General features: G+C 55.1%; 16 protein-coding genes, 1 tRNA gene and 1 pseudogene. 11 read left to right on the top strand and 7 right to left on the bottom strand.

Annotated features, from left to right (window positions below):
- Positions 1–26: 26 nt before the first annotated feature.
- The 4 genes from SYNCC9902_RS03070 to rpsT form a co-directional block, all read right to left on the bottom strand.
- The gene (locus SYNCC9902_RS03070) at positions 27–1,931 is read right to left on the bottom strand and encodes a DNA-directed RNA polymerase subunit gamma (RefSeq protein ID WP_011359419.1); all 1,905 of its coding nucleotides are present in this window, start codon (positions 1,929–1,931) and stop codon (positions 27–29) included.
- Between the two features lie 61 nt (positions 1,932–1,992).
- Positions 1,993–5,286, bottom strand: a complete 3,294-nt coding sequence (gene rpoB, locus SYNCC9902_RS03065) for a DNA-directed RNA polymerase subunit beta (RefSeq protein WP_011359418.1) — start codon at positions 5,284–5,286, stop codon at positions 1,993–1,995.
- 287 nt (positions 5,287–5,573) lie between these two features.
- Complete coding sequence (locus SYNCC9902_RS03060; RefSeq protein ID WP_011359417.1) at positions 5,574–6,362, bottom strand: TatD family hydrolase; 789 nt, start codon at positions 6,360–6,362, stop codon at positions 5,574–5,576.
- 47 nt (positions 6,363–6,409) lie between these two features.
- Positions 6,410–6,706 (bottom strand): 30S ribosomal protein S20, encoded by a 297-nt coding sequence (gene rpsT / locus SYNCC9902_RS03055; RefSeq protein ID WP_011359416.1) that lies wholly within the window; start codon positions 6,704–6,706, stop codon positions 6,410–6,412.
- 109 nt (positions 6,707–6,815) lie between these two features.
- On the opposite strand from rpsT, the gene hisD reads away from it, so the two are divergent.
- A complete protein-coding gene (hisD, locus tag SYNCC9902_RS03050) occupies positions 6,816–8,147 on the top strand; it encodes a histidinol dehydrogenase (protein WP_041424847.1) in 1,332 nt (443 codons plus the stop codon).
- Here the strand turns inward: hisD and rpiA are convergent.
- A complete protein-coding gene (rpiA, locus tag SYNCC9902_RS03045) occupies positions 8,140–8,859 on the bottom strand; it encodes a ribose-5-phosphate isomerase RpiA (RefSeq protein WP_011359414.1) in 720 nt (239 codons plus the stop codon). The two genes, hisD and rpiA, sit on opposite strands and share 8 nt — an antisense overlap.
- Positions 8,860–8,896: 37 nt before the next feature.
- The gene (locus SYNCC9902_RS03040) at positions 8,897–9,958 is read right to left on the bottom strand and encodes a trypsin-like peptidase domain-containing protein (protein WP_011359413.1); all 1,062 of its coding nucleotides are present in this window, start codon (positions 9,956–9,958) and stop codon (positions 8,897–8,899) included.
- A gap of 185 nt (positions 9,959–10,143) precedes the next feature.
- Here SYNCC9902_RS03040 and grrP point away from each other — a divergent pair, with 185 nt between their 5' ends.
- The 9 genes and pseudogenes from grrP to SYNCC9902_RS12860 form a co-directional block, all read left to right on the top strand.
- Complete coding sequence (grrP, locus tag SYNCC9902_RS03035) at positions 10,144–11,001, top strand: extracellular substrate binding-like orphan protein GrrP (RefSeq protein WP_011359412.1); 858 nt, start codon at positions 10,144–10,146, stop codon at positions 10,999–11,001.
- A gap of 49 nt (positions 11,002–11,050) precedes the next feature.
- Complete coding sequence (grrA, locus tag SYNCC9902_RS03030; protein WP_011359411.1) at positions 11,051–11,440, top strand: GrrA/OscA1 family cyclophane-containing rSAM-modified RiPP; 390 nt, start codon at positions 11,051–11,053, stop codon at positions 11,438–11,440.
- Complete coding sequence (grrM, locus tag SYNCC9902_RS03025; RefSeq protein ID WP_011359410.1) at positions 11,434–12,639, top strand: cyclophane-forming radical SAM/SPASM peptide maturase GrrM/OscB; 1,206 nt, start codon at positions 11,434–11,436, stop codon at positions 12,637–12,639. The genes grrA and grrM overlap by 7 nt, the downstream gene beginning before the upstream one ends.
- Before the next feature lie 100 nt (positions 12,640–12,739).
- Complete coding sequence (locus SYNCC9902_RS03020; protein ID WP_011359409.1) at positions 12,740–12,937, top strand: hypothetical protein; 198 nt, start codon at positions 12,740–12,742, stop codon at positions 12,935–12,937.
- Between the two features lie 108 nt (positions 12,938–13,045).
- Positions 13,046–13,513 (top strand): ribosome maturation factor RimP, encoded by a 468-nt coding sequence (gene rimP, locus SYNCC9902_RS03015; RefSeq protein ID WP_198001747.1) that lies wholly within the window; start codon positions 13,046–13,048, stop codon positions 13,511–13,513.
- Positions 13,514–13,552: 39 nt separating this feature from the next.
- The gene (gene nusA, locus SYNCC9902_RS03010) at positions 13,553–15,010 is read left to right on the top strand and encodes a transcription termination factor NusA (protein WP_011359407.1); all 1,458 of its coding nucleotides are present in this window, start codon (positions 13,553–13,555) and stop codon (positions 15,008–15,010) included.
- Complete coding sequence (locus SYNCC9902_RS03005) at positions 15,007–15,285, top strand: YlxR family protein (RefSeq protein WP_011359406.1); 279 nt, start codon at positions 15,007–15,009, stop codon at positions 15,283–15,285. The genes nusA and SYNCC9902_RS03005 overlap by 4 nt, the downstream gene beginning before the upstream one ends.
- Before the next feature lie 69 nt (positions 15,286–15,354).
- On the top strand, positions 15,355–18,885 hold the full coding sequence (infB, locus tag SYNCC9902_RS03000; protein WP_011359405.1) for a translation initiation factor IF-2: 3,531 nt from the start codon (positions 15,355–15,357) through the stop codon (positions 18,883–18,885).
- A gap of 14 nt (positions 18,886–18,899) precedes the next feature.
- A pseudogene (locus SYNCC9902_RS12860) lies at positions 18,900–19,475 on the top strand (low-complexity tail membrane protein); the annotation flags it as partial.
- A gap of 501 nt (positions 19,476–19,976) precedes the next feature.
- Here SYNCC9902_RS12860 and SYNCC9902_RS11970 read toward each other — a convergent pair.
- Positions 19,977–20,198, bottom strand: a complete 222-nt coding sequence (locus tag SYNCC9902_RS11970; RefSeq protein ID WP_369776182.1) for a DUF3493 domain-containing protein — start codon at positions 20,196–20,198, stop codon at positions 19,977–19,979.
- A gap of 86 nt (positions 20,199–20,284) precedes the next feature.
- Here SYNCC9902_RS11970 and SYNCC9902_RS02990 point away from each other — a divergent pair.
- A tRNA-Thr gene (locus tag SYNCC9902_RS02990) sits at positions 20,285–20,357 on the top strand.
- Positions 20,358–21,031 lie beyond the last annotated feature (674 nt).

Below are 21,031 nucleotides of genomic sequence, written 5' to 3'. Positions count from 1 at the left end.
ATGGAAAGAAAAAAGTCAGGCGTGATTCAGGCTGAGGCCACCGCATCAATGATGGTGTGATTCATAACCACCCGGCCAACAGTGGTGAGGACGTAACGGCTTATCAGCGCTCCCTCTTCGTCGAAGCGATCGCGTCGGTAAGTCCACTGTTCAATCCGTGTTCCATCACTCAAGGTTTCCGACTTCAGTGGTTCCTGCAGTTCATCATCATCTTCAACTTCTCCGTTGAAACGAACCCAGACCCAATCGTGGAGGCCAATGCGGGTGTCGTCGAAGGCATGAATGACATCGTCAAGGCCTGCAAACGTTGCACTGCGATCGCCGAATTCGGGTTGGGTTGCATCGGGCTGCAAGGCGGTTAGGTAATAAGACCCCAACACCATGTCCTGCGATGGAGTGATGATCGGCTCCCCTGTTGCAGGAGAGAGGATGTTGTTGCTAGCCAACATCAACATGCGGGCCTCGGTCTGAGCCTCGATCGCAAGCGGAACATGGACGGCCATTTGGTCGCCGTCAAAGTCGGCGTTAAACGCCGGACAAACCAGAGGATGGAGTTGGATTGCACGACCATCAACCAACTTGGGTTCAAAGGCCTGAATGCCCAATCGGTGCAGGGTTGGAGCCCGGTTCAACATGATTGGGTGACCATCAATCACCTCTTGCAGAACCTGCATCACTTCATCATCGGCACGCTGAATGAGTTTCTTGGCCGCCTTGATGTTGTTAACGATGTTCTGACGAATCAGACGGTGAATCACAAATGGCTGGAACAACTCAATCGCCATTTCCTTTGGCAATCCACACTGATGCATTTTCAGTTTTGGACCCACCACGATCACGGAGCGGCCTGAATAATCAACACGCTTGCCGAGAAGGTTCTGACGGAAACGTCCCTGCTTACCTTCAATAATGTCGCTTAGTGATTTCAGCGGCCGATTATTCGCACCAACAACCGTGCGACCTCGACGACCGTTATCGATCAATGCATCAACGGCTTCTTGAAGCATCCGCTTCTCATTGCGGACAATGATCTCGGGCGCCAGGATTTCTTGCAACCGAGCCAAGCGGTTGTTCCGATTGATCACGCGGCGGTAAAGATCATTGAGATCGGACGTAGCAAAACGTCCACCATCCAGCTGAACCATCGGACGGAGATCCGGTGGAATCACTGGGATAACGTCAAGCACCATCCAATCGGGGCGAGCACCCGTCGCGATGAAGTTATCGATCACGCGAAGACGTTTGATCAGCTTGGCGCGTTTTTGGCCCTTACTGCCATTGATGTCTTCACGTAGCTGCTGCGCGACTTCTTCAAGGCTGAGATCCTCAAGAAGTTGCTTCAGGGCTTCGGCACCAATGCCAACAACCGGTTCATTCTCAATTTCAGACTCTTCTGCATAAATCTCATCTTCGATTTCCAGCCATTCATCTTCCGTCAGCAGCTGCTTGTACTTCAGATCCTTGTGATCACCTGGATCAAGAACGACATAGCAGTTGAAGTAAACAATCTGCTCAACATCGCGGAGCGGCATATCCAAAAGAATGGCCACATAGCTCGGGATCCCCTTGAGGTACCAAACATGGGATACCGGAGCGGCGAGCTTGATGAAGCCCATCCGATGACGGCGAACCCTGCTCTCCGTGACCTCAACACCACAACGTTCACAAACAATGCCGCGGTGACGCACACGTTTGTACTTACCGCAGTGGCATTCCCAGTCCTTAGAAGGGCCAAAAATCTTCTCGCAAAAAAGCCCGTCCATCTCGGGCTTCAACGTCCGGTAATTGATGGTTTCCGGTTTGGTGACTTCGCCAACCACCTGTCCATTAGGAAGGGTGCGCTGACCCCACTCCATCACCCGCTCGGGCGATGCAAGTGTGATCTTGACGTAATCGAAGTGATTTTCGGTACGGAGGTTGCTGTTGGTCATTGACGATTAAGGAAGACGATTAAGGAAGAAGAAGCGGGTTGTCGGTTCGTTCGTTGATCCGTCAGTCCTCGTCGTAATCAGCGACCCCAAGCGACTCATAGGTCGGACGACTTGGGGTACTTCGACGCGGGTTCACGTCCTGCATCAGATCGACTTCTTTGCCTTCTTCGGTATAGACCGCGATATCCAAACCAAGGGATTGGAGCTCACGCATGAGCACCTTGAAGGATTCGGGCGTCCCCGGGCGAGGAATTGGCTTGCCTTTCACAATGGCGTTCAAGGCCTCGTTACGACCTTGCATGTCATCGGATTTGACGGTGAGCAATTCTTGCAGGGTGTAAGCAGCGCCATAAGCCTCAAGAGCCCAAACTTCCATTTCACCCAAACGCTGGCCACCTTGTTGGGCCTTACCACCAAGTGGCTGCTGAGTCACCAAGGAGTAAGGGCCAGTGGAACGGGCGTGAATCTTGTCATCGACAAGGTGCACCAATTTCAAGAAGTGCGAATAGCCCACGGCAACCGGTTGATCAAAAGGAAGACCAGTACGACCGTCACGAAGGACAAGTTTTCCAGGATTTTCGGGGTTGTAGACCCAGTCTTTTCCTGACAGTTTTGCTGCCTCGGTGAGGAACGTGGTCACCGTCTGCTGAGACTTCTCAGCCCCGTGCATTTCATCAAAAGGAATGATCTTGACGCGGCAGTCGAGGTTGGACGCAGCCCAGCCCATCAATAATTCGAACACCTGGCCAACGTTCATACGACTCGGCACACCCAGAGGGTTCAGCACGATGTCGACCGGGGTGCCATCGGGTAGGTAAGGCATGTCTTCACGGGGAAGAATGCGGCTGATAATTCCCTTATTGCCATGGCGACCAGCCATTTTGTCGCCGACCTGAATCTTGCGGCGCTGCGCCACGTAGACGCGAACCACCATGTTTGCGCCAGGTGGAAGCTCATCACCTTGTTCGCGGGTATAGATCCGAACATCAACAACTCGACCGCGCTCCGTGCCAGGAACACGAAGTGAGTTATCTCGCACGTCGCGAGCTTTCTCACCAAAGATGGCGCGGAGCAGTTTTTCCTCGGGTGGTTGATCCGACTCACCTTTGGGAGTGACCTTACCCACCAAAATGTCGCCACTTTCAACAAAAGCACCAACACGAATAATTCCCATTTCGTCAAGATTGCCAAGGCTTTCCTCAGCAACATTGGGGATCTCACGGGTGATTTCCTCTGGGCCCAGTTTGGTCTGGCGGGCTTCAATCTCGTACTTCTCGATGTGTACCGAGGTGTAGAGATCGTCGGTCACCAGGCGCTCACTGACGAGCAAGGCATCCTCGTAGTTGTATCCCTCCCAGGGCATGTAAGCGATCAGAACATTTTGTCCCAAGGCAATTTCACCGCCTTCACAGGCGGAACCATCCGCCAAGACCTGACCAACAATCACCGGATCACCCTGATGGACGATTGGACGCTGATTTAGGCAGGTGTCTTGGTTGGAACGCTGATACTTCTGTAGGAAATGCGTGTGCTCCTGACCGTCTTCATCGAGAACAACGATGGCGTTGGCATCGACATAAACAACGGTTCCATTCACTCTTGAAATTGGAACCATTCCGGAATCTCGAGCCACCTGAGTCTCGAGTCCAGTTCCGACAAGAGCGCGTTCTGGCCTCAGCAGAGGAACAGCTTGGCGCTGCATATTGGAACCCATCAGAGCGCGGTTGGCGTCGTCGTGTTCCAAGAACGGGATCAAAGAGGTCGCCACTGAAATCACCTGTACGGGTGATAGAGCGACGTAATCAACTTGTTCTGGTGGAACTTTTTCAAAATCTTGGCGATAGCGAACGGGAATCAAATCAGCTTTGATTTCACCGTTGTCCTCGGTGGCAACATCACCAGGAGCAACTCGAACTTCATCTTCTCGATCGGCCGAGAGATAAATAGGATCGCCAGACTTAATCACAACACCGTTCTCGACTTTCCAGAACGGTGTTTCAATGAAGCCGTACTCATTGACACGCGCATGCGTCGCCAAAGAGTTAATTAGACCGGCATTCGGACCTTCTGGAGTTTCAATCGGACAAAGACGCCCGTAGTGAGAAGGATGGATATCACGAACAGCAAAACCGGCACGCTCCCGGGTGAGGCCACCTGGACCGAGGGCAGAAATACGGCGCTTGTGGGTGAGCTCAGCCAGGGGATTGGTCTGATCCATGAACTGGCTCAGCTGACTGGAGCCAAAGAATTCCTTAATGGCTGCCACGAGGGGCTTTGGATTCACCAGTTGAGCTGGAGTGAGTGAATCGGTTTCACCAACCGTCATTCGCTCTTTGATGATCCGCTCAAGTCGGTTCAGTCCGACACGAACCTGGTTCTGAAGCAATTCACCGACAGAACGAACGCGACGGTTGCCGAGGTGATCAATGTCATCGAGGCTGGCACCGCCAACATCCAACTCCAGGTTGATTAGGTAATCCAGAGTCGACAGGACATCCTCATGGGTGAGGGTGCGGACGGTGTCTGGAATCGTGAGGCGGAGTTTTTTGTTGATTTTGTAGCGACCAACCCGACCAAGGTCGTAGCGCTTTGCATCAAAGAAGCGGGTTTGCAGAAGCTGCTGACCACCACTCACCGATGGTGGTTCGCCGGGACGCAGCTTTTTGTAGAGCTCAAGCAGAGCCTGATCTTCAGAACTGATGCCTTCATCGTTAGCGGCATCAATCGACTTCTTATAAAACTCCGGGTGACGGAGCTTATCCAACACATCGTTGTCGGAAAGACCCATGGCACGCATGAGTACATGGGCATTGATCTTGCGAGTTTTATCAACTCGAACGTGTAGAAGATCGTTTTTATCTGTCTCAAACTTCAGCCATGCCCCACGGTTGGGGATCACACTGGCGTTGTAAGTACGACGACCATTTTTATCCATTTCATCTTTGAAATAGACACCTGGACTACGCACGATCTGGTTCACGATCACGCGTTCAGCACCATTAATGATGAACGTGCCACGTTCAGTCATTAGAGGCAATTCGCCTATAAATACCTCCTGCTCTTTAATCTCACCCGTTTCCTTGTTAACGAGTCGGCAGGTGACATACATCTGCGATGCAAACGTCGCGTCGCGGCGCTTGGCCTCTTCCACATCGTGGCGAGGGCGCTTAAGTCGATATTCACTACCGATGAAGTGCAGCTCAAGCTTGCCGGTGTAGTCGGTAATTGGAGAGAAGCTTTCTAGCTCCTCAATCAAACCTTTATCTAAGAACCACTTAAAGCTGGCCCGCTGAACCTCCACCAAGTCTGGGAGGAAGGTGGCGGTCTTGGCGACCTGAATCGCGCTGCTGCTCATGCGGGGACCGGCAGGGAGGACGAAGGAACAAAAGGACTGGACTGAACTCAGCACGCAGATCTGGTTAGCGAGTTATGAGAACGACAGCGAGGGAATGAGTCTTCCAAGGAGAAGACCAACAAACCAACTGTTGAGCTCAGCAATCGCGGGGCAGATCAGCTAACGAGACAAGTGCACCGGAAGGGAATGGACGCTTCAGGCACCACAGACACGGGGAACCGGTCTATGGCCAGGCCAATACGACATCTTACATAGCGTGATGCCCTCTCCTTCAGCAGGTTAGGGATTCAAGGCAGTTTGAAAAGACGGCGCGCATTGGACGTCGTCACAGCGGCAACCCGGTCGACGTCTACACCGCGCAAATCGGCAACACGAGAGGCCACTGAGGCCACAAAAGCCGGTTCGTTCCTCTTGCCACGTCTTGGCACTGGAGCCAGGAAAGGACAATCGGTTTCAACCAAAAAACGGTCTTCAGGAACCTGCTCGGCACAGGCGTGGGTCGCGAGGGCCTTTGGAAATGTGACGGTCCCGCTGAAACTGATATAGAAGCCAAGATCGAGAAAAGCGTGCATTTCCTCCGGAGTCCCTCCCCAGCAATGCATCACACCGGTAGGGCAAAGGCCCTCAGATCGTCGCGTGCGGAGCTCGTCCAGCATCGGCTCGGCAGCATCCCGACAATGAACAATCACGGGAAGATTTAACTCAACAGCCAGATCAAGCTGCGGGCGAAGCACGGCGAGTTGCTCCTCCAGATTTTTGTCGCGGAATAAATCGAGGCCAAGCTCGCCAATTGCAACAACCCGGGAGTCATCGAGAGCCGCCTGACGCAGCACATCAACCGTATCTGGGCACCAGTGCTGTGTGTCGAGCGGATGGACCCCAACGGAGTAGCGCATCTCTGGAAAACGATCAGCTAAAGCACGGATCGCAGGAATCTCGGCGGGCTCGACGCATGCATGCAACAGAGCCCTTACGCCAGCATCTCTCCAGCGTGTAGCAACCTCATCGAGGTCCTCCTCGAAGTTCCTAAAAACGATGTGACAGTGGCTGTCGATCAGCGTCGAGGTGGGCGACACAGGTGGGCCGAAACGCGCTTTCGACCCATTCTGCCCGTTGACGATGTTCAGCTGGTTGGTTCGAGAACCTTGCGCACAGCGGAGCTCAACCGGGATTTCTGGTTGGCGCCGTTGTTGCGGTGAAGAACACCCACTTTCACAGCTTTATCGATCTTGCTGAACGCTTCGCGCAACGAAGCCTGAACGGAGGCCTTGGCCTCTTCCCCAGGGGCTGAGCCATAGGCGTCGCAAGCACTGAAGCAGCGCTTCATCAATGTGCGCATGGACGACTTGTAGGTGCGGTTGCGCAAACGATTGCGCTCAGCAATCTCTATACGCTTCTTCGCTGAATTGTTATTGGCCACTGACGCGGGGACGTTGCGAACAATCCGACACCATACTCCCTTGACGCCTTAGTTCGATGGGGCCACGACCTTGCAGCGCCTCACCAGTCCGGGTCTTAATTTGAGGGGAATGAACCCAAATCGTTCCTTGCCTGAGAAGAGTCCGGCGGGTTTTTCACTCCGCATCGTGCGAGATCCGGAGCAGGCCAAAGGAGAACTCCAGCGCCTCGTCCAACGGACGGCTCATGCCCAACAACGAGATGCACAGTCACGTGTGGACACGATTCTGTCCGAAGTCCGAGCCCGGGGGGATGCCGCAGTTGTCGAATTCACAGAGCGCTTTGACGGCTTCCGTCCAAATCCGGTCGCTGTTCCCCAGGAGCAGCTCGAGCGTTCATGGCGCAACCTGCCGGCCAACCTTCAGGACGCCCTAGAGCTCGCGCATCGGCGCATCACCGACTTTCATCAACGTCAGCGGCCATCGGATATCGCCACCGAGGGGCCCTATGGAGAACGGCTTGGACGCCGCTGGAGGCCGGTGGATCGAGCTGGTTTATACGTGCCAGGAGGTCGAGCCTCGTATCCCAGCACAGTCTTGATGAATGCTGTACCAGCGAAGGTTGCTGGGGTCAAAGAGGTTGTGATCTGTTCGCCGGCAGGTCGCGACGGAACGGTCAATCCGGTGGTTCTCGCGGCCTCGCATCTCGCAGGGGTTCGAACCGTCTTTCGCCTTGGTGGGGCCCAAGCGATCGCAGCTATGGCCTACGGAACAAACAGCGTTCCCAAGGTGGACGTGATCAGCGGACCTGGAAATCTCTACGTCACCTTGGCCAAACAAGCTGTCTATGGCCAAGTGGGCATCGACTCCCTGGCGGGGCCTAGTGAAGTTTTAGTGATCGCTGATCAAAGCGCCAAACCTGATCAAGTTGCCGCAGACCTGTTAGCCCAAGCCGAGCATGATCCGCTCGCCGCTGCGGTTCTGATCACCACCAATCCAGCCTTGGCTGAGCAGATTCCCCATGAAATCGAGCAACAACTCGAGGGGCACCCGCGCCGCGAAATCTGCGAGGCCTCAATCAGCAACTGGGGGTTGGTGGTGGTCTGCGACGACCTCGAAAGCTGCGCCGAGTTGAGCGACAGCTTCGCTCCAGAGCATTTGGAACTGTTGGTGGAACGTCCCCAGGCGTTGGCTGAACGGATCCAACATGCCGGTGCCATTTTTCTGGGCCCTTGGTCACCGGAGGCGGTTGGTGATTATTTAGCCGGTCCGAATCACACCCTGCCCACCTGTGGCGCAGCTCGTTTTAGTGGAGCCCTAAGTGTTGAAACATTCATGCGTCACACGTCTTTGATCGGTTTTAACCGCGCGGCCCTTGAAGCCACAGGATCAGCTGTTCAAGAACTGGCGACGAGCGAAGGACTCCATAGCCATGCCGAATCCGTAAGGCGTCGGCTCAACTAAGGCGCCGCTCAAGGCTGCGAACGCCTGCAACACCATCCGAGATTTCACCCACCAAAACTTCATCGGTGAGATTGACGAACAACCCGTTTTCCAACACGCCTGGAACGTTGTTGATTGCCTTCTCTAAAGAAGCTGGATCGGTGATTCCACCCTCGAGCTTCACATCGAGCACAAGATTGCCCTGATCGGTCACCACCGGACCAGCCTTCCGCTGGGCCATACGAAGCTCGGCACTGCCTCCCATTGCGGCCAAAGTCTTTTGGATCTGCCGCCAAGCCCCTGGCAACACCTCCACCGGCAATAAAAAGTCCAAGTTGAGACGATCGACCAGTTTCGTGGAGTCCACCACCACCACAAATCGATCAGCCATGGCTGCAACCAGTTTTTCCTGAACATGGCATGCACCACCACCCTTAATGAGCTGAAAACTCGGATCCACCTCATCGGCACCATCGATGGCCAGATCGATCCGATCAACAGCGTTAAGACTCAATAAAGGGATGTTCAGTTCGGCGGCCAAAACCTCCCCTTGAAAGGAAGTTGTCACACCCACAATATTTTTAAGTTCTCCTGAAGCGAGCTTCGCTCCAAGAGCGCGAATCATAAGTGCTGCAGTGGATCCGGAACCAAGACCGAGAACCATGCCGTCTTTGATCTGCTCGACCGCGGCATCAGCAACCGCGTGCTTCATTTGCGTTTGAAGATCCGCCATCGTTTCGCTATCTGTGGGCGAGACGGTAGCAAGGGTTTCAGCCCAAGCCTGGTAAGGGAGCCGGTTTGACCGACAGAGTGAGCTCACGGCCGTTGCGCAACACCGTTAAGGGCAGGGGCTCAGAAAGCCGAGCAGCATCCACCACCTCGAGCAAAGCCTGCGGATCAGCAACAGGCTTTTCATCCACCGCAATCACCAGGTCACCACGACGCAACCCAGCCTCTTCGGCAGGGCCCTGAGGCAAAACGCTTTGTACCAGCGCTCCTGTGCGCTCTGGCAGTTGCACCAATGCATTGGGATCTTTGTTGTGGTCCCTGGCAATCCGAGGCGTCAACCCAACCAACTGCAATCCGATGTAGGGGTGCACAACTTCACCCTGCTCCTGCAATTGATCAGCCACGCGTCTCGCCAAATTGATCGGGATGGCAAAGCCCAGACCCGCCCCTGGGCCAGAACGCACAAGGGTATTAATCCCGATCACTTCTCCCTCTCCGTTCACCAGAGGCCCTCCGGAATTCCCTGGATTGATCGCCGCGTCCGTTTGAATCAGATCAAGGCGTTTGTCCGAAAAACCAAGACTGTTGATATTGCGGTGAAGACTGCTGACGATGCCGAGTGTGACGGTGCGCTCCAGGCCAAAGGGAGTGCCGAGCGCGATCGCCCAATCGCCAACTTCCATCACTTCTGAATCACCTAAGGGTGCTTTCGGAGGTAAGTTCCGCCCCTCAAGCTGAACCAAAGCGATATCGGTAACGGGGTCGAAGCCCACCACATGGCCATCAAGCTGCTCACCATCCGCCACGGTGACGCTGACTGATTCCACACGATCGACAACGTGGGCATTGGTGAGCACCAGTCCTTTGGAGTCAATGACAACCCCTGATCCTTGCCCCCGCTCTCGCTCGGGTCCTAACTGCGGATCCCCCAACAAATCACGCAAAAGCGGATCGATCAACGTGGGATCAAAGGCTTGCCGCTCCACGGTGCGTTCGGTGTCGATCCGAACCACAGCAGGGGCGACACGACGCACCGATTTCGCCACAAAGCTGTGCTCAACAGCTTGAACCGGGGATGCCGACAACAAAAATGTGTCAAGCATCAACACCAGACCCAGGACCCAACGGAGAACGATCTTGAACAATGCTCATGAGCAGTCCTGACACTTCTATATGAATCCGCAGGGGGATGGGGATGGTCCGAATCGAGCAAACTTGCTTTACGCATCTCAAAAGAACATCTTTTGCCGGAATCTGACGGGTAGAACAAGACCAAAGCGCTATACGAATGCGAGCACTTCTTGCTTCAACATTGGGTGTGATTGCTCTTGGAGCCCCTTTATTCACCACCGTTGATGCTGCCGCCGGACCTTTTGCGAAAAGGACGTCGTTGAAGGCCGTGATTTTTGAAGACGTGAAGCCGCTTTATCAAAAGTCGGGTGATACCTACGAAGGCTTTGGTGTCGACATGTTGAACCTGATCAAAGATCAGGCAGGTCGACGCACTCTCAAATTCATTCCGACGACGTCCGCAGAGGATGGAATGAAAGCCATCACATCCGGTAAAGCAGACATCGCTTGCGGTGTGGCCTTTGATTGGGGTCGGGCCGAAAAAGTGAGCTACACCATTCCATTTGCGATTGGTGGAACCCGCTTACTGACCAAAACAACCATCAACGGCACGCCTTCATCGCTTCGCGGCAGGACAGTGGGCGTCGTGAAGGATTCCTCCTCAGCCAAAATTTTGGAGACCGTTGTTCCTAGCGCTTCGCTCCAGGCCTATGCGACCCCTGCGGAAGCATTCGCTGCCTACGACAGCGGCAAAATCTCCACCCTCGCCGGTGGCACGCTTTGGCTTGCCGCAAATAGTGACGCCAAGAACAGCGACCTCGTTCCGATTCGTCCCTACGGCCGCACAGGTATCGGATGCATCGTTAAACAAAACAACGGCAAACTATTAGCCGCAGCCAACAACGCGATCGGTCAAACGATGCAGGAATACGTCAACGGCAATGCTGCAACACGCGAAATGGTGAACCGCTGGATTGGTCCCGGTAGCAACGTGATGCTTCCTGAATCAGTGATTACCGCTCTGTACTCCCTGTTACTCAGTACAACCTCGGAGATGTCCGTATCACCCAACTGATCCGTACTTTTAGTCCGCTATTTCTCTGAAAAAAACGTCAACTAAACCAATGAAACGTTCCCTCATCGCCTTCCAGGCCTTACTCGCCTCAAGTGCTGTGCTGTGCCAGAGCGCTGAAGCCACATCGATCTTCAATGCTCCAGACCAAACAAACAACACCGTTGAGTCTCGTATTGACGCGGCTCGCAACGGCAACTGGGAAAGCCTCCTTAAAAATGCCGAGCCAGATGAAGCTCTAGTTGCCAAAGGAAAGTGGAAAAACGGCAACGGCAACAAGTGGAGTAATGGCGGTAAGAGCAGCGGCAAATGGGGTAACGGCAAGGGCGGCGGCAAGTTCGGCAACAGCCGCAATAGCTGGGGCAATGGTGGCTATCGGGTTGGCTGGGGCAACGGTGGCGGCGGCTGGCGCAACGGCGGCGGTGGGTTCGCGAATTGGTAATCGCAGCTTCAAACGTTCGGCCCGACTTCAGTCAGTTCGGGCCCATTGGCCTGGTGGTGATCCAGTCGACGTCGTTGTGCAATCTTGATTGCTCATATTGTTATTTGCCAGATCGACAAAAAAAGCGAGTTTTTGATCTCAATTTAATTCCTCTTTTAGTTGAGAGAATTTTAGAAAGCCCATACGCAGGACCGGAATTCTCACTTGTATGGCATGCCGGTGAACCCCTCACTCTGCCAACAAATTGGTACGACGATGCCACTACATTGATCAATCAATCTCTTGAACACTTTGGTGCTCAAGATCTAGAGATTGACCAACATGTGCAAACCAATGCAACATTGATCAACAACGATTGGTGTGATTGCTTTAGGCGCAATGAAATTGTGGTAGGCATCAGTGTTGATGGACCTGAAGACATTCATGATGCCCATCGACGCTTCCGCAACGGGCGTGGATCCCATGCCATGGCGATGCGGGGAATTGAAGCCTTACATCGAAATCAAGTGCCGTTCCACTGCATCTCTGTGATCACTGCAGATGCCATGGAACAACCCGAGCGTATGTACCGATTTTATCGAGACAATGGCATCAATGATGTGGGTTTCAATGTTGAAGAGAAGGAAGGAATCAATACATCATCTTCAATGGCAGGCTCAAATATGGAGGCTAAGTATAAAGATTTTCTCCGAACGTTTTGGCGACTAAGCGAGCAAGACGGTTATCCCGTTGTCTTACGTGAATTTGAACAGGTGATTAGCCTCATACAGGGGGATCGCCGAATGAAGCAGAACGAACTGAACCGCCCCTTTTCAATTTTGAGCGTTGACGCCCAAGGTGATTTTTCAACGTTCGATCCGGAACTGCTTTCCGTCGCCAGCGACCGCTACGGCACCTTCAATCTTGGCAACCTTAAAACGCACAGCCTCGAAGAATCAACGCGGACAGAGTCTTTTCAGCGTCTGCTTCAAGACATGACCCAAGGGGTGGAGACATGCCACAAGGGTTGCGAACACTTTGGCTTGTGTGGAGGCGGGAATGGAAGCAACAAGTTTTGGGAGCACGGCACCCTCGCCTCAAGTGAAACCAATGCCTGCCGCTTCGGCACCAAAATCCCCGTGGAAGTGCTTCTCGAGCGGTTCGAAGAGAGCCCACCCATTGAGGTCAACCGAACAACCACGGCGTCCCGAAGTTCGTAGTATTTGATATCTCGATTTGTAAAATTTGAGCGCGTCCAATTCCACCCCTACCAGTCAGCGTTGTGAGCAATGCGGGGTTCAAATTGAATCCAACGTTGGGATGCCGGACAAAGTCATTTTCAGCAGTGGTCCGACTGGAACAAGAAGCAAACTTTGGAGCCGCGTTTGCCAATATCACAAAACAGCTGAGCAACGATCGAAGTGCCTTAATCAAGACGTTGAGTTGCGGGGTCCTGAACAAAAGGGTGATGCCTTTCCAGACGCGCCGAGCATTGATGTGAATGCAACCAACTCCTGACAGGTTGCAGGCTGTCATCTAGATTCATCTGGTGTCCGACGGGCATCTCCTACGGGAGATCGGTCACAACTGAAAATGCACGTCGGGCATGGCCTGATATCAGTTCTTTTGCCTCATCCTCTTCTGCCAGAACTTGAGCAGCTCACCCAACGGGTTGCAGGGCTTCAAGGCTTCGAGCTGTGTGGGATTCAACTGCTGACGCATATGAACCCCATCACCTTGCAAGTTCAGATCCGACACACCAGCGGGTCCGACGTCAACCTTGACGATTGTGCTGGTTTTAGTGGTGTTCTCGGTGAAGCTTTGGAGGAATCCCAGCAACTGGTCGAGGCTTATGTCCTTGAAATCAGCAGCCCCGGGATTGGCGAGCAACTGAGTTGCGATCGCGATTTCCAGACTTTCCGCGGTTTTCCTGTGGATGTCACCCATCGTGATCAAGGGAATGTTGAGCATCGTCTGGAAGGTCTTCTGCACGAACGCAATACGGATTCACTGCAGATCAACATCCGTGGGCGGATCAAAAGCATCCCTCGCGACCAGGTGATCGAGGTACGCCTCACCACCCCCGGCCAGTAATCGAGCAAAACGCTCACTCCTTTTTTTACCCCCAGCCCGATGGCTCTCGTACTGCTTCCCGGTCTCACCAATCTGATCGATGACATCAGTGAAGAGAAGAAACTCGCTCCGCAAGTTGTTGAAGCAGCTTTACGGGAAGCCCTGCTGAAGGGATACGAGCGATACCGGCGCACTCTCTACATCGGCATTAGCGAAGATCCTTTTGATGAGGATTACTTCAGCAATTTTGACGTTGGTCTTGATCTCGAAGAGGAGGGATATCGAGTTCTTGCCAGCAAAATCATTGTTGACGAAGTTGAAAGCGAAGATCATCAAATTGCCCTTGCGGAGGTGATGCAAGTAGCCGAAGACGCCCAATCTGGCGACACGGTCGTGCTCGACGTCACGCCAGAGAAGGAAGATTTCGGTCGTATGGCTGCGGCCACAACCAAACAAGTCCTGGCCCAAAAGCTGCGGGATCAGCAGCGTCGAATGATCCAAGAGGAATTTGCCGATCTCGAAGATCCCGTGCTCACCGCTCGGGTGATCCGCTTCGAACGTCAGTCGATCATCATGGCTGTGAGTTCAGGCCTAGGCAGGCCCGAAGTGGAAGCGGAGCTCCCTCGCCGCGACCAGCTGCCGAATGACAACTACCGGGCCAACGCCACCTTCAAGGTGTTTTTGAAAGAGGTGAGCGAAGTACCGCGGCGCGGTCCACAGCTCTTCGTGAGCCGCTCCAATGCTGGCCTCGTTGTTTATCTATTCGAAAACGAAGTTCCAGAAATCCAAGAAGGTTCCGTCCGCATCGTGGCCGTTGCCCGTGAAGCGAACCCACCATCACGATCCGTTGGTCCACGCACCAAAGTCGCTGTCGACAGCATTGAACGGGAAGTCGACCCTGTCGGCGCTTGCATCGGTGCTCGCGGATCCAGGATCCAACAGGTGGTCAACGAGCTGCGCGGTGAAAAAATTGATGTCATTCGCTGGTCGCAAGATCCAGGCCAATACATCGCTAACTCCCTCAGTCCCGCTCGGGTTGAAATGGTGCGGCTCGTTGATCCCGCTGGACAACATGCCCACGTTTTAGTACCACCCGATCAACTCAGCCTTGCCATTGGCCGTGAAGGTCAAAACGTGCGTTTGGCGGCTCGACTAACGGGCTGGAAAATCGACATAAAAAATTCAACTGAATACGACCAGCCCGCTGAAGATGCAGTTGTTGCTGAACTGATTTCTCAGAGAGAAGAAGAGGAAGCGCTTCAGCAAGAAGCGGAGGAGCGCTTAGCGGTGGAACAAGCCGCAAGGGCAGAAGAAGATGCTCGCCTCCGGGAGCTCTATCCACTCCCAGAAGATGACGAGGACTATGTCGAGGAAGCTGAACTCTCCGAAGAACCCTCTGCCGAATTTGTCGAGGGAGATGCCGTTATTGAAGACGTAGAGGGGGAGACAGTCGCCCCTGAAGAGACAGGCGAGGCCAGTGGCGATGCCGAAACCAACATGAGTGAGGACGCCCGGTGAGCGCCAAGCCCATCCTCCGTCGTTGCGTGGCATGTCGCCAGCTCCAGGATCGTCGCCACCTTTGGCGGGTGATCCGTGACCATAAGGATGGGGTCCTTCTGGACTTCGGGATGGGCCGCTCGGCCTATCTCTGCCCGAAGGAAGAGTGCCTTGAAGAGGCTCGGCGCCGCAAACGCCTGCAAAAAGCTCTGCGATGTCAGGTGCCAGATGCAGTTCTTACGACGCTGAATGGGCGGCTCAGTGCAAGCACTGGTGAATCCGCTGAGGCAAACTAAACATTGTCCTCACTTTGCGTGAGGGCACCGCGGCACACCATGCCCGGCTCGATCGGAGACCCCAACTGAATGACCAGCAGCGGCAAAGTCAGAATTTACGAGTTGTCCAAGGACCTCGGCCTTGAAAACAAGGACGTGTTGGATGCTGCCGAGAAGCTTTCAATCGCAGCCAAAAGCCACAGCAGCTCAATCAGTGACTCCGAAGCCGGAAAGATCCGTAGCTTGCTTGGGAAGGGTGCTTCACCCAGCCAACCAACCGCTCCGGCGGCCAAACCTGCACCAGCCAAACCGGCAGCGGGCAAATCGATCCTGTCGGTCAAAAAGGCCCCTGCTTCGCCAGGCGTCACAGCTCCTGTTGCTGCTGCAAAACCGCAAGCTCCGGCTCAACCGGCCGCCAGCAAACCCTTGCAACCATCGGTGAAGGCTGTCGCCCCACCCGCTCGGCCTGCACCTGCTGGAAGCACGTCGGCTGGATCAACGCCGAACAAACCTGCAACGGCGCCAGCGCGCCCAACGGCAGCGACGACAACCTCTACACCTCGACCGGCTGCTGCCGCTGCCCCAAGTCGCCCTGCCCCCTCGAAGCCCCAGGGAGCCCCGAAGCCTCAGGTCGTCGGCAAACCGTCAGCGCCAGAACTCGTTAGCAAACCAACTCCAGCAACGAAGCCCACAGGGGCCGCAAAGCCTGCAATTGTCTCGAAACCGATCACGGCAGCAAAACCTGCAGTGGTTGCGAAGCCTGCAGCAGCGAAACCCACGATCGTGAAGCCCACGGCGCCAACCCCACGGCCTGCTAGCAGCCCTGCGGCAGCATCAAGCGCCCCCCCACCAGCATCAACGCCGCGCCCAGCGCCATCACGGCCAACCCCGCGTCCCGCAGCAGCACCAAGCCGACCAGGGGCACCCCAGGGCCAGAAGCCGCAAATTGTTTCCCGCGCTGGGGCTCCACCCCGTCCGGGAACCCCACCACGCGTGGGCGCTCCGACCAAAACCGGCACCCCCGCACGTCCGACGCCGCGACCCGAACTCGTCGGCAAACCCGTTCCTCGCCGTACGGGAGGTGTTGGAGCCCCCCAACGTCCTGGAACCGGAGTGCCCCAACGCCAAGGGGGACCCGCACGTCCCGGTGCACCCACACGAACCGGAAAACCCGGTGCACCCACACGCCCCGGAGGGAACACCCTCGAATTGGTTGGTAAGCCAATCCGACGCGATGGCTCTTCAGCTAGTGGCCGTCCAGGAGCGCCAACACGACCCGGCGCACCCACTCGGCCGGGCATGCCCGGTGGCATGCGTAAACCCGTGGCACCCGGCGAGCTCATGCAGCTCCAAAAGCCTATTAGTCGTCCGGCAGCCCCAGCACCCCGGCGTCCTGATGCTCCCAATCGCCCCACGGAAGCCGCCGGCACAGCTACTCCTCCAGTGGCGCGGCCCACAGCACCCTCAGCGCCTCGTCGCCCAGGATTCCGCCCAGGTGCCCCCGGAGGTCAACGGCGCCCTGGGCGCCCCGATTGGGACGACAGCGCCAAGCTCGAGGCACTACGCAGCCGCTCGCCTCAAAAACAACGGCAAAAAGTCCACATCATTGGCGAGAACGATGATGCTCTCGCTGCACAAACCGGCGGATTTGCTGGCGAACAGCAGGCAATGGTGCTTTCAGCCAGCCTGGCGCGCCCAGCCAAACCGAAAGCCCAACAAAGAACGGCTCCCAAGCCTGTGGCAGCGGTGCGCAAACGCCGCAAGGAAACCGCTCGTCAACGGCAACGTCGTCGCGCCATGGAACTGCGGGCAGCGCGGGAGGCCAAGCAAGTACGTCCCGAGATGATCGTGGTACCGGAGGACAACCTCACGGTGCAAGAACTCGCAGACATGCTCAGCATCGAGAGTTCAGAAATCATCAAATCCCTGTTCTTTAAAGGGGTGATCGCCACGGTGACGCAAACCCTGGATATGCCCACCATCGAAGCGGTGGCAAAGGAATTCGATGTTCCTGTGCTTCAGGACGATGTAGAGGAGGCGGCGAAGAAGACCGTCGAAATGATCGAAGAGGCGGATCTCAAACACCTGATTCGTCGCCCTCCTGTGGTCACCGTCATGGGCCACGTCGACCATGGCAAGACGAGCCTTCTCGATGCGATCCGACAAGCACGGGTGGCTGCTGGAGAAGCCGGTGGAATCACCCAGCACATCGGTGCTTACCAGGTTGAAATCCAACACAAAGACGAGGCACGGAAGCTCACCTTCCTCGACACCCCGGGCCACGCTGCATTCACCGCGATGCGTGCGAGGGGAACGAAAGTCACCGACGTTGCTGTCTTGGTCGTCGCCGCCGACGACGGTGTGCGTCCTCAAACGCTTGAAGCGATCAGCCACGCCCGGGCCGCAGAGGTGCCGATCGTTGTTGCTATTAACAAGATCGACAAAGAAGGTGCCTCTGCAGACCGGGTGAAGCAAGAGCTCTCTGAGCAGAATCTCCTCGCTGAAGAATGGGGTGGAGATGTGGTGATGGTGCCTGTTAGCGCCATCAAGGGCGAAAACATCGACAAGCTTCTCGAAATGCTGCTCCTGGTGACTGAGGTGGAAGACCTTCAGGCCAACCCAGACCGCCCCGCCCGCGGAACCGTGATCGAAGCTCACCTGGACAAAGCAAAAGGCCCAGTCGCCACCTTGTTGATTCAGAACGGCACCCTTAAAACCGGTGACGTACTCGCCGCAGGGCCGGTGTTGGGCAAAGTTCGAGCCATGGTGGACGACAATCGCCAGCGCCTCAAGGAGGCTGGGCCGTCGTTTGCGGTGGAAGCCCTCGGGTTCAGCGAAGTGCCCACAGCTGGCGACGAGTTTGAGGTCTACCCCGACGAGAAAGCTGCTCGGGCTGTGGTGGGCGACCGCGCCTCAAATGCTCGCGCGACACGCCTCGCTCAACAAATGGCCTCGCGACGGGTCTCGCTCACGGCAATGTCCGGTCAAGCCAATGAAGGCGAGCTCAAAGAGCTCAACCTCATCCTTAAAGCTGATGTTCAGGGATCCGTGGAAGCCATCCTCGGTTCGCTTGAGCAACTACCCAAGGATGAAGTGCAAGTGCGGGTCTTGCTGTCGGCTCCAGGTGAAATCACCGAAACGGATGTCGACCTGGCGGCGGCTTCTGGTGCCGTGATCATCGGTTTCAACACCTCCATGGCCTCTGGAGCCAAAAAGGCCGCCGATGCCACTGGTGTTGATGTTCGGGATTACGACGTGATCTACAAGCTGCTGGAAGACATCCAGCTAGCGATGGAAGGTTTACTCGAGCCAGAACTCATCGAAGAAGCCCTTGGCGAAGCCGAGGTGCGCGCCGTGTTCACCATCGGCAAAAGCGCTGTTGCGGGTTGCTACGTCAACACCGGAAAGCTGCACCGCAACTGCAGAGTCCGAGTGCACAGAGGCAAACAAGTGGTGTACACCGGCGATTTGGATTCTCTGCGTCGCAACAAAGACGACGTCAAAGAAGTGGCTACAGGCTTCGAATGTGGTGTTGGTGCAGACCGTTTCGCCAACTGGGAAGAGGGTGATCGCATCGAAGCCTTCAAGATGGTTACCCAACGCCGCAAACTCACAACCTGATCTCCACTTCTGTCGTGAAGCCCCGTCTCGAGCCTTTGCTCTGGCTCCAATGCCTTGCCCTTGGAGCCATTCCATTAGAGCTACTGCTGATTCGGTTGATTCTTGCGGGAGCCGATCCTGGACCGGTCCCTCCAGTCGAACGTCTACTCATCTGGGCCATTGGCGTTCTGGCACCTGCTGCCGCGTTATGGAAACGACCGGCTGATTGGGGATCACTGCTGCTCGTACGCGTGCCACTGAAGGAGCGTGATCAAGCCCAGCAAGCTCTCAGTGCGAAGCAGGGTGGCCTCATCAGCCGCACCAGTGTTGCTGTGGCAGCGCTTGGATCTCTGCCTTTGCTGTGGTGGCTTGATGATTCCGCTGTGCTGGCCAGTGAGTTTTCACCCGTTCTCGGACAATCACGACTCGTCACTCTGTTGATCAGCATCCCAGTGCTGGCCTTGATGGTGTGGCAAGTCCAACAAATCAGCCAAGCCTTGGGATGGCTCCTACCCATTCGGAGTCAACTCGACGAGGCGGCGTCACCAGGGAACACGGCCGAACACAACTCGATTGCAGCGGATCAACAGCACACGAGTTTTGGGCTGCAAATTCTTCGGCTGGGTCAGTTGGATTGGCCTGAACCTGCTGCGAAAACAACCCCAGAGCCGCCACCAGCATCAGAAGCTGTTTCATCAGACCCTGTTCCAACGAAGAACGATCCATTGGACGCAGATGCGGCAGATCAAGGCCAAACGACCCCAACAGACAGCTTCAACGATCCTGAGAAGTACAACCAACCGAGCCTCGACGAGAGCAAGAGCCTTGAAGACGAGGGCCTTGAAGACAATGGCCTTGAAGAGAACAACACCGAAACAAACGATGTCGGCCTCGATATCGACCCAGCCGAGGAGGACACCAGCAAGGTCAACATCAACGAAGCCAACCTCGAACAGCTCAAAGACGAACAGGCTGTAAATGATCAGGCTGTCAACGATGAAGCCGACAACAACGAAGAGAACATCAGGGCAGGCGATCGCGAGATCACCATGGACGCAGCATCAGTTCTCGAAACAGACCCTCCAGAGGTCGCACAGCGACAGGACGAGGACTCAGTCGGTGCTTTTGGTACGGTCGACGTAAAGGAGGACGGAGAAGAGAGTGAGAGCCCCGGCTTGGATCCCGAAGTCACTGAGTTCAACAGCGTTGCCGGCGGAAACGCGGAAGAGCATTGTGAACAGACCGAGTCCGGCGGAAGCGAACAAGGCACCCCAAACGAGCCTCCTCAGGCCACGCCAAGGGGTGAGTGACTCCTTAAGGAGACGCTCTCTCATGGCGGGGTCAAGACCAGACTTTCGACCCTGCTGATCAGACAAGTGAGCAAGGAAAAGTACTTCTGGAATGATAAATTAAATTCGTTGCCGATGTAGCTCAGCTGGTAGAGCAACGCTTTCGTAAAGCGTGGGTCGCCTGTTCAAGTCAGGTCATCGGCTTTCAACGGGAATTGACTGCAACCAAGGCCTACACATGATTTGAGAATAAGAACAATTGAAGCCGGCGGATATATGACAATATCTTGATCACTAAATTGGAGACATTCATATCACTCAGCTCGAAGGACTTAACAATACAAAAATCCGTGATTTCATTCCACCCCTGTGGCTAAAGCTCACACCTAACGCCTACAAAAGGGTCTTAAACCGCGAGGCGCTGATCCTTACACGACGCGACCGCAGGCGCGGTGGGACATACCAAGCCAAAGAAGCCATCATGGCTGTCCATAAAGCTTTTCATAACTGCGACGGGACGGATCCCTATGACGGGATTCCATTAGATGGCGAGCAGCTGATGCCAATCAGCAGGGGCGATCGACTGAACAGCAGCTTGACCCGCCAGAAGTGCCTTAAAAGAATGCCCACCGTGGGACATGTTCATCAAAAGCCAATCGCTGAATTTGAAATCTTGAGCCGCCAAACCCATAAAGCCAAAAATGAGATGACATCAGATGAGTATCTCAGCCATTGCAGAGCAGTGGTGTCATTTAGACAAATAACTGCAAGCGACCAACAATGAACATACATCGAAATTTTAGTAGCAACCGAGAATCAATATCTACAAAATAATGAAATACGTTGAAGCTTATGGCTCCAAGGCTGGAGCAAAATAC

This window comes from Synechococcus sp. CC9902 (genome assembly GCF_000012505.1).
GTDB lineage: Bacteria > Cyanobacteriota > Cyanobacteriia > PCC-6307 > Cyanobiaceae > Parasynechococcus.
This window is presented reverse-complemented; position numbering and strand designations above follow the sequence as displayed.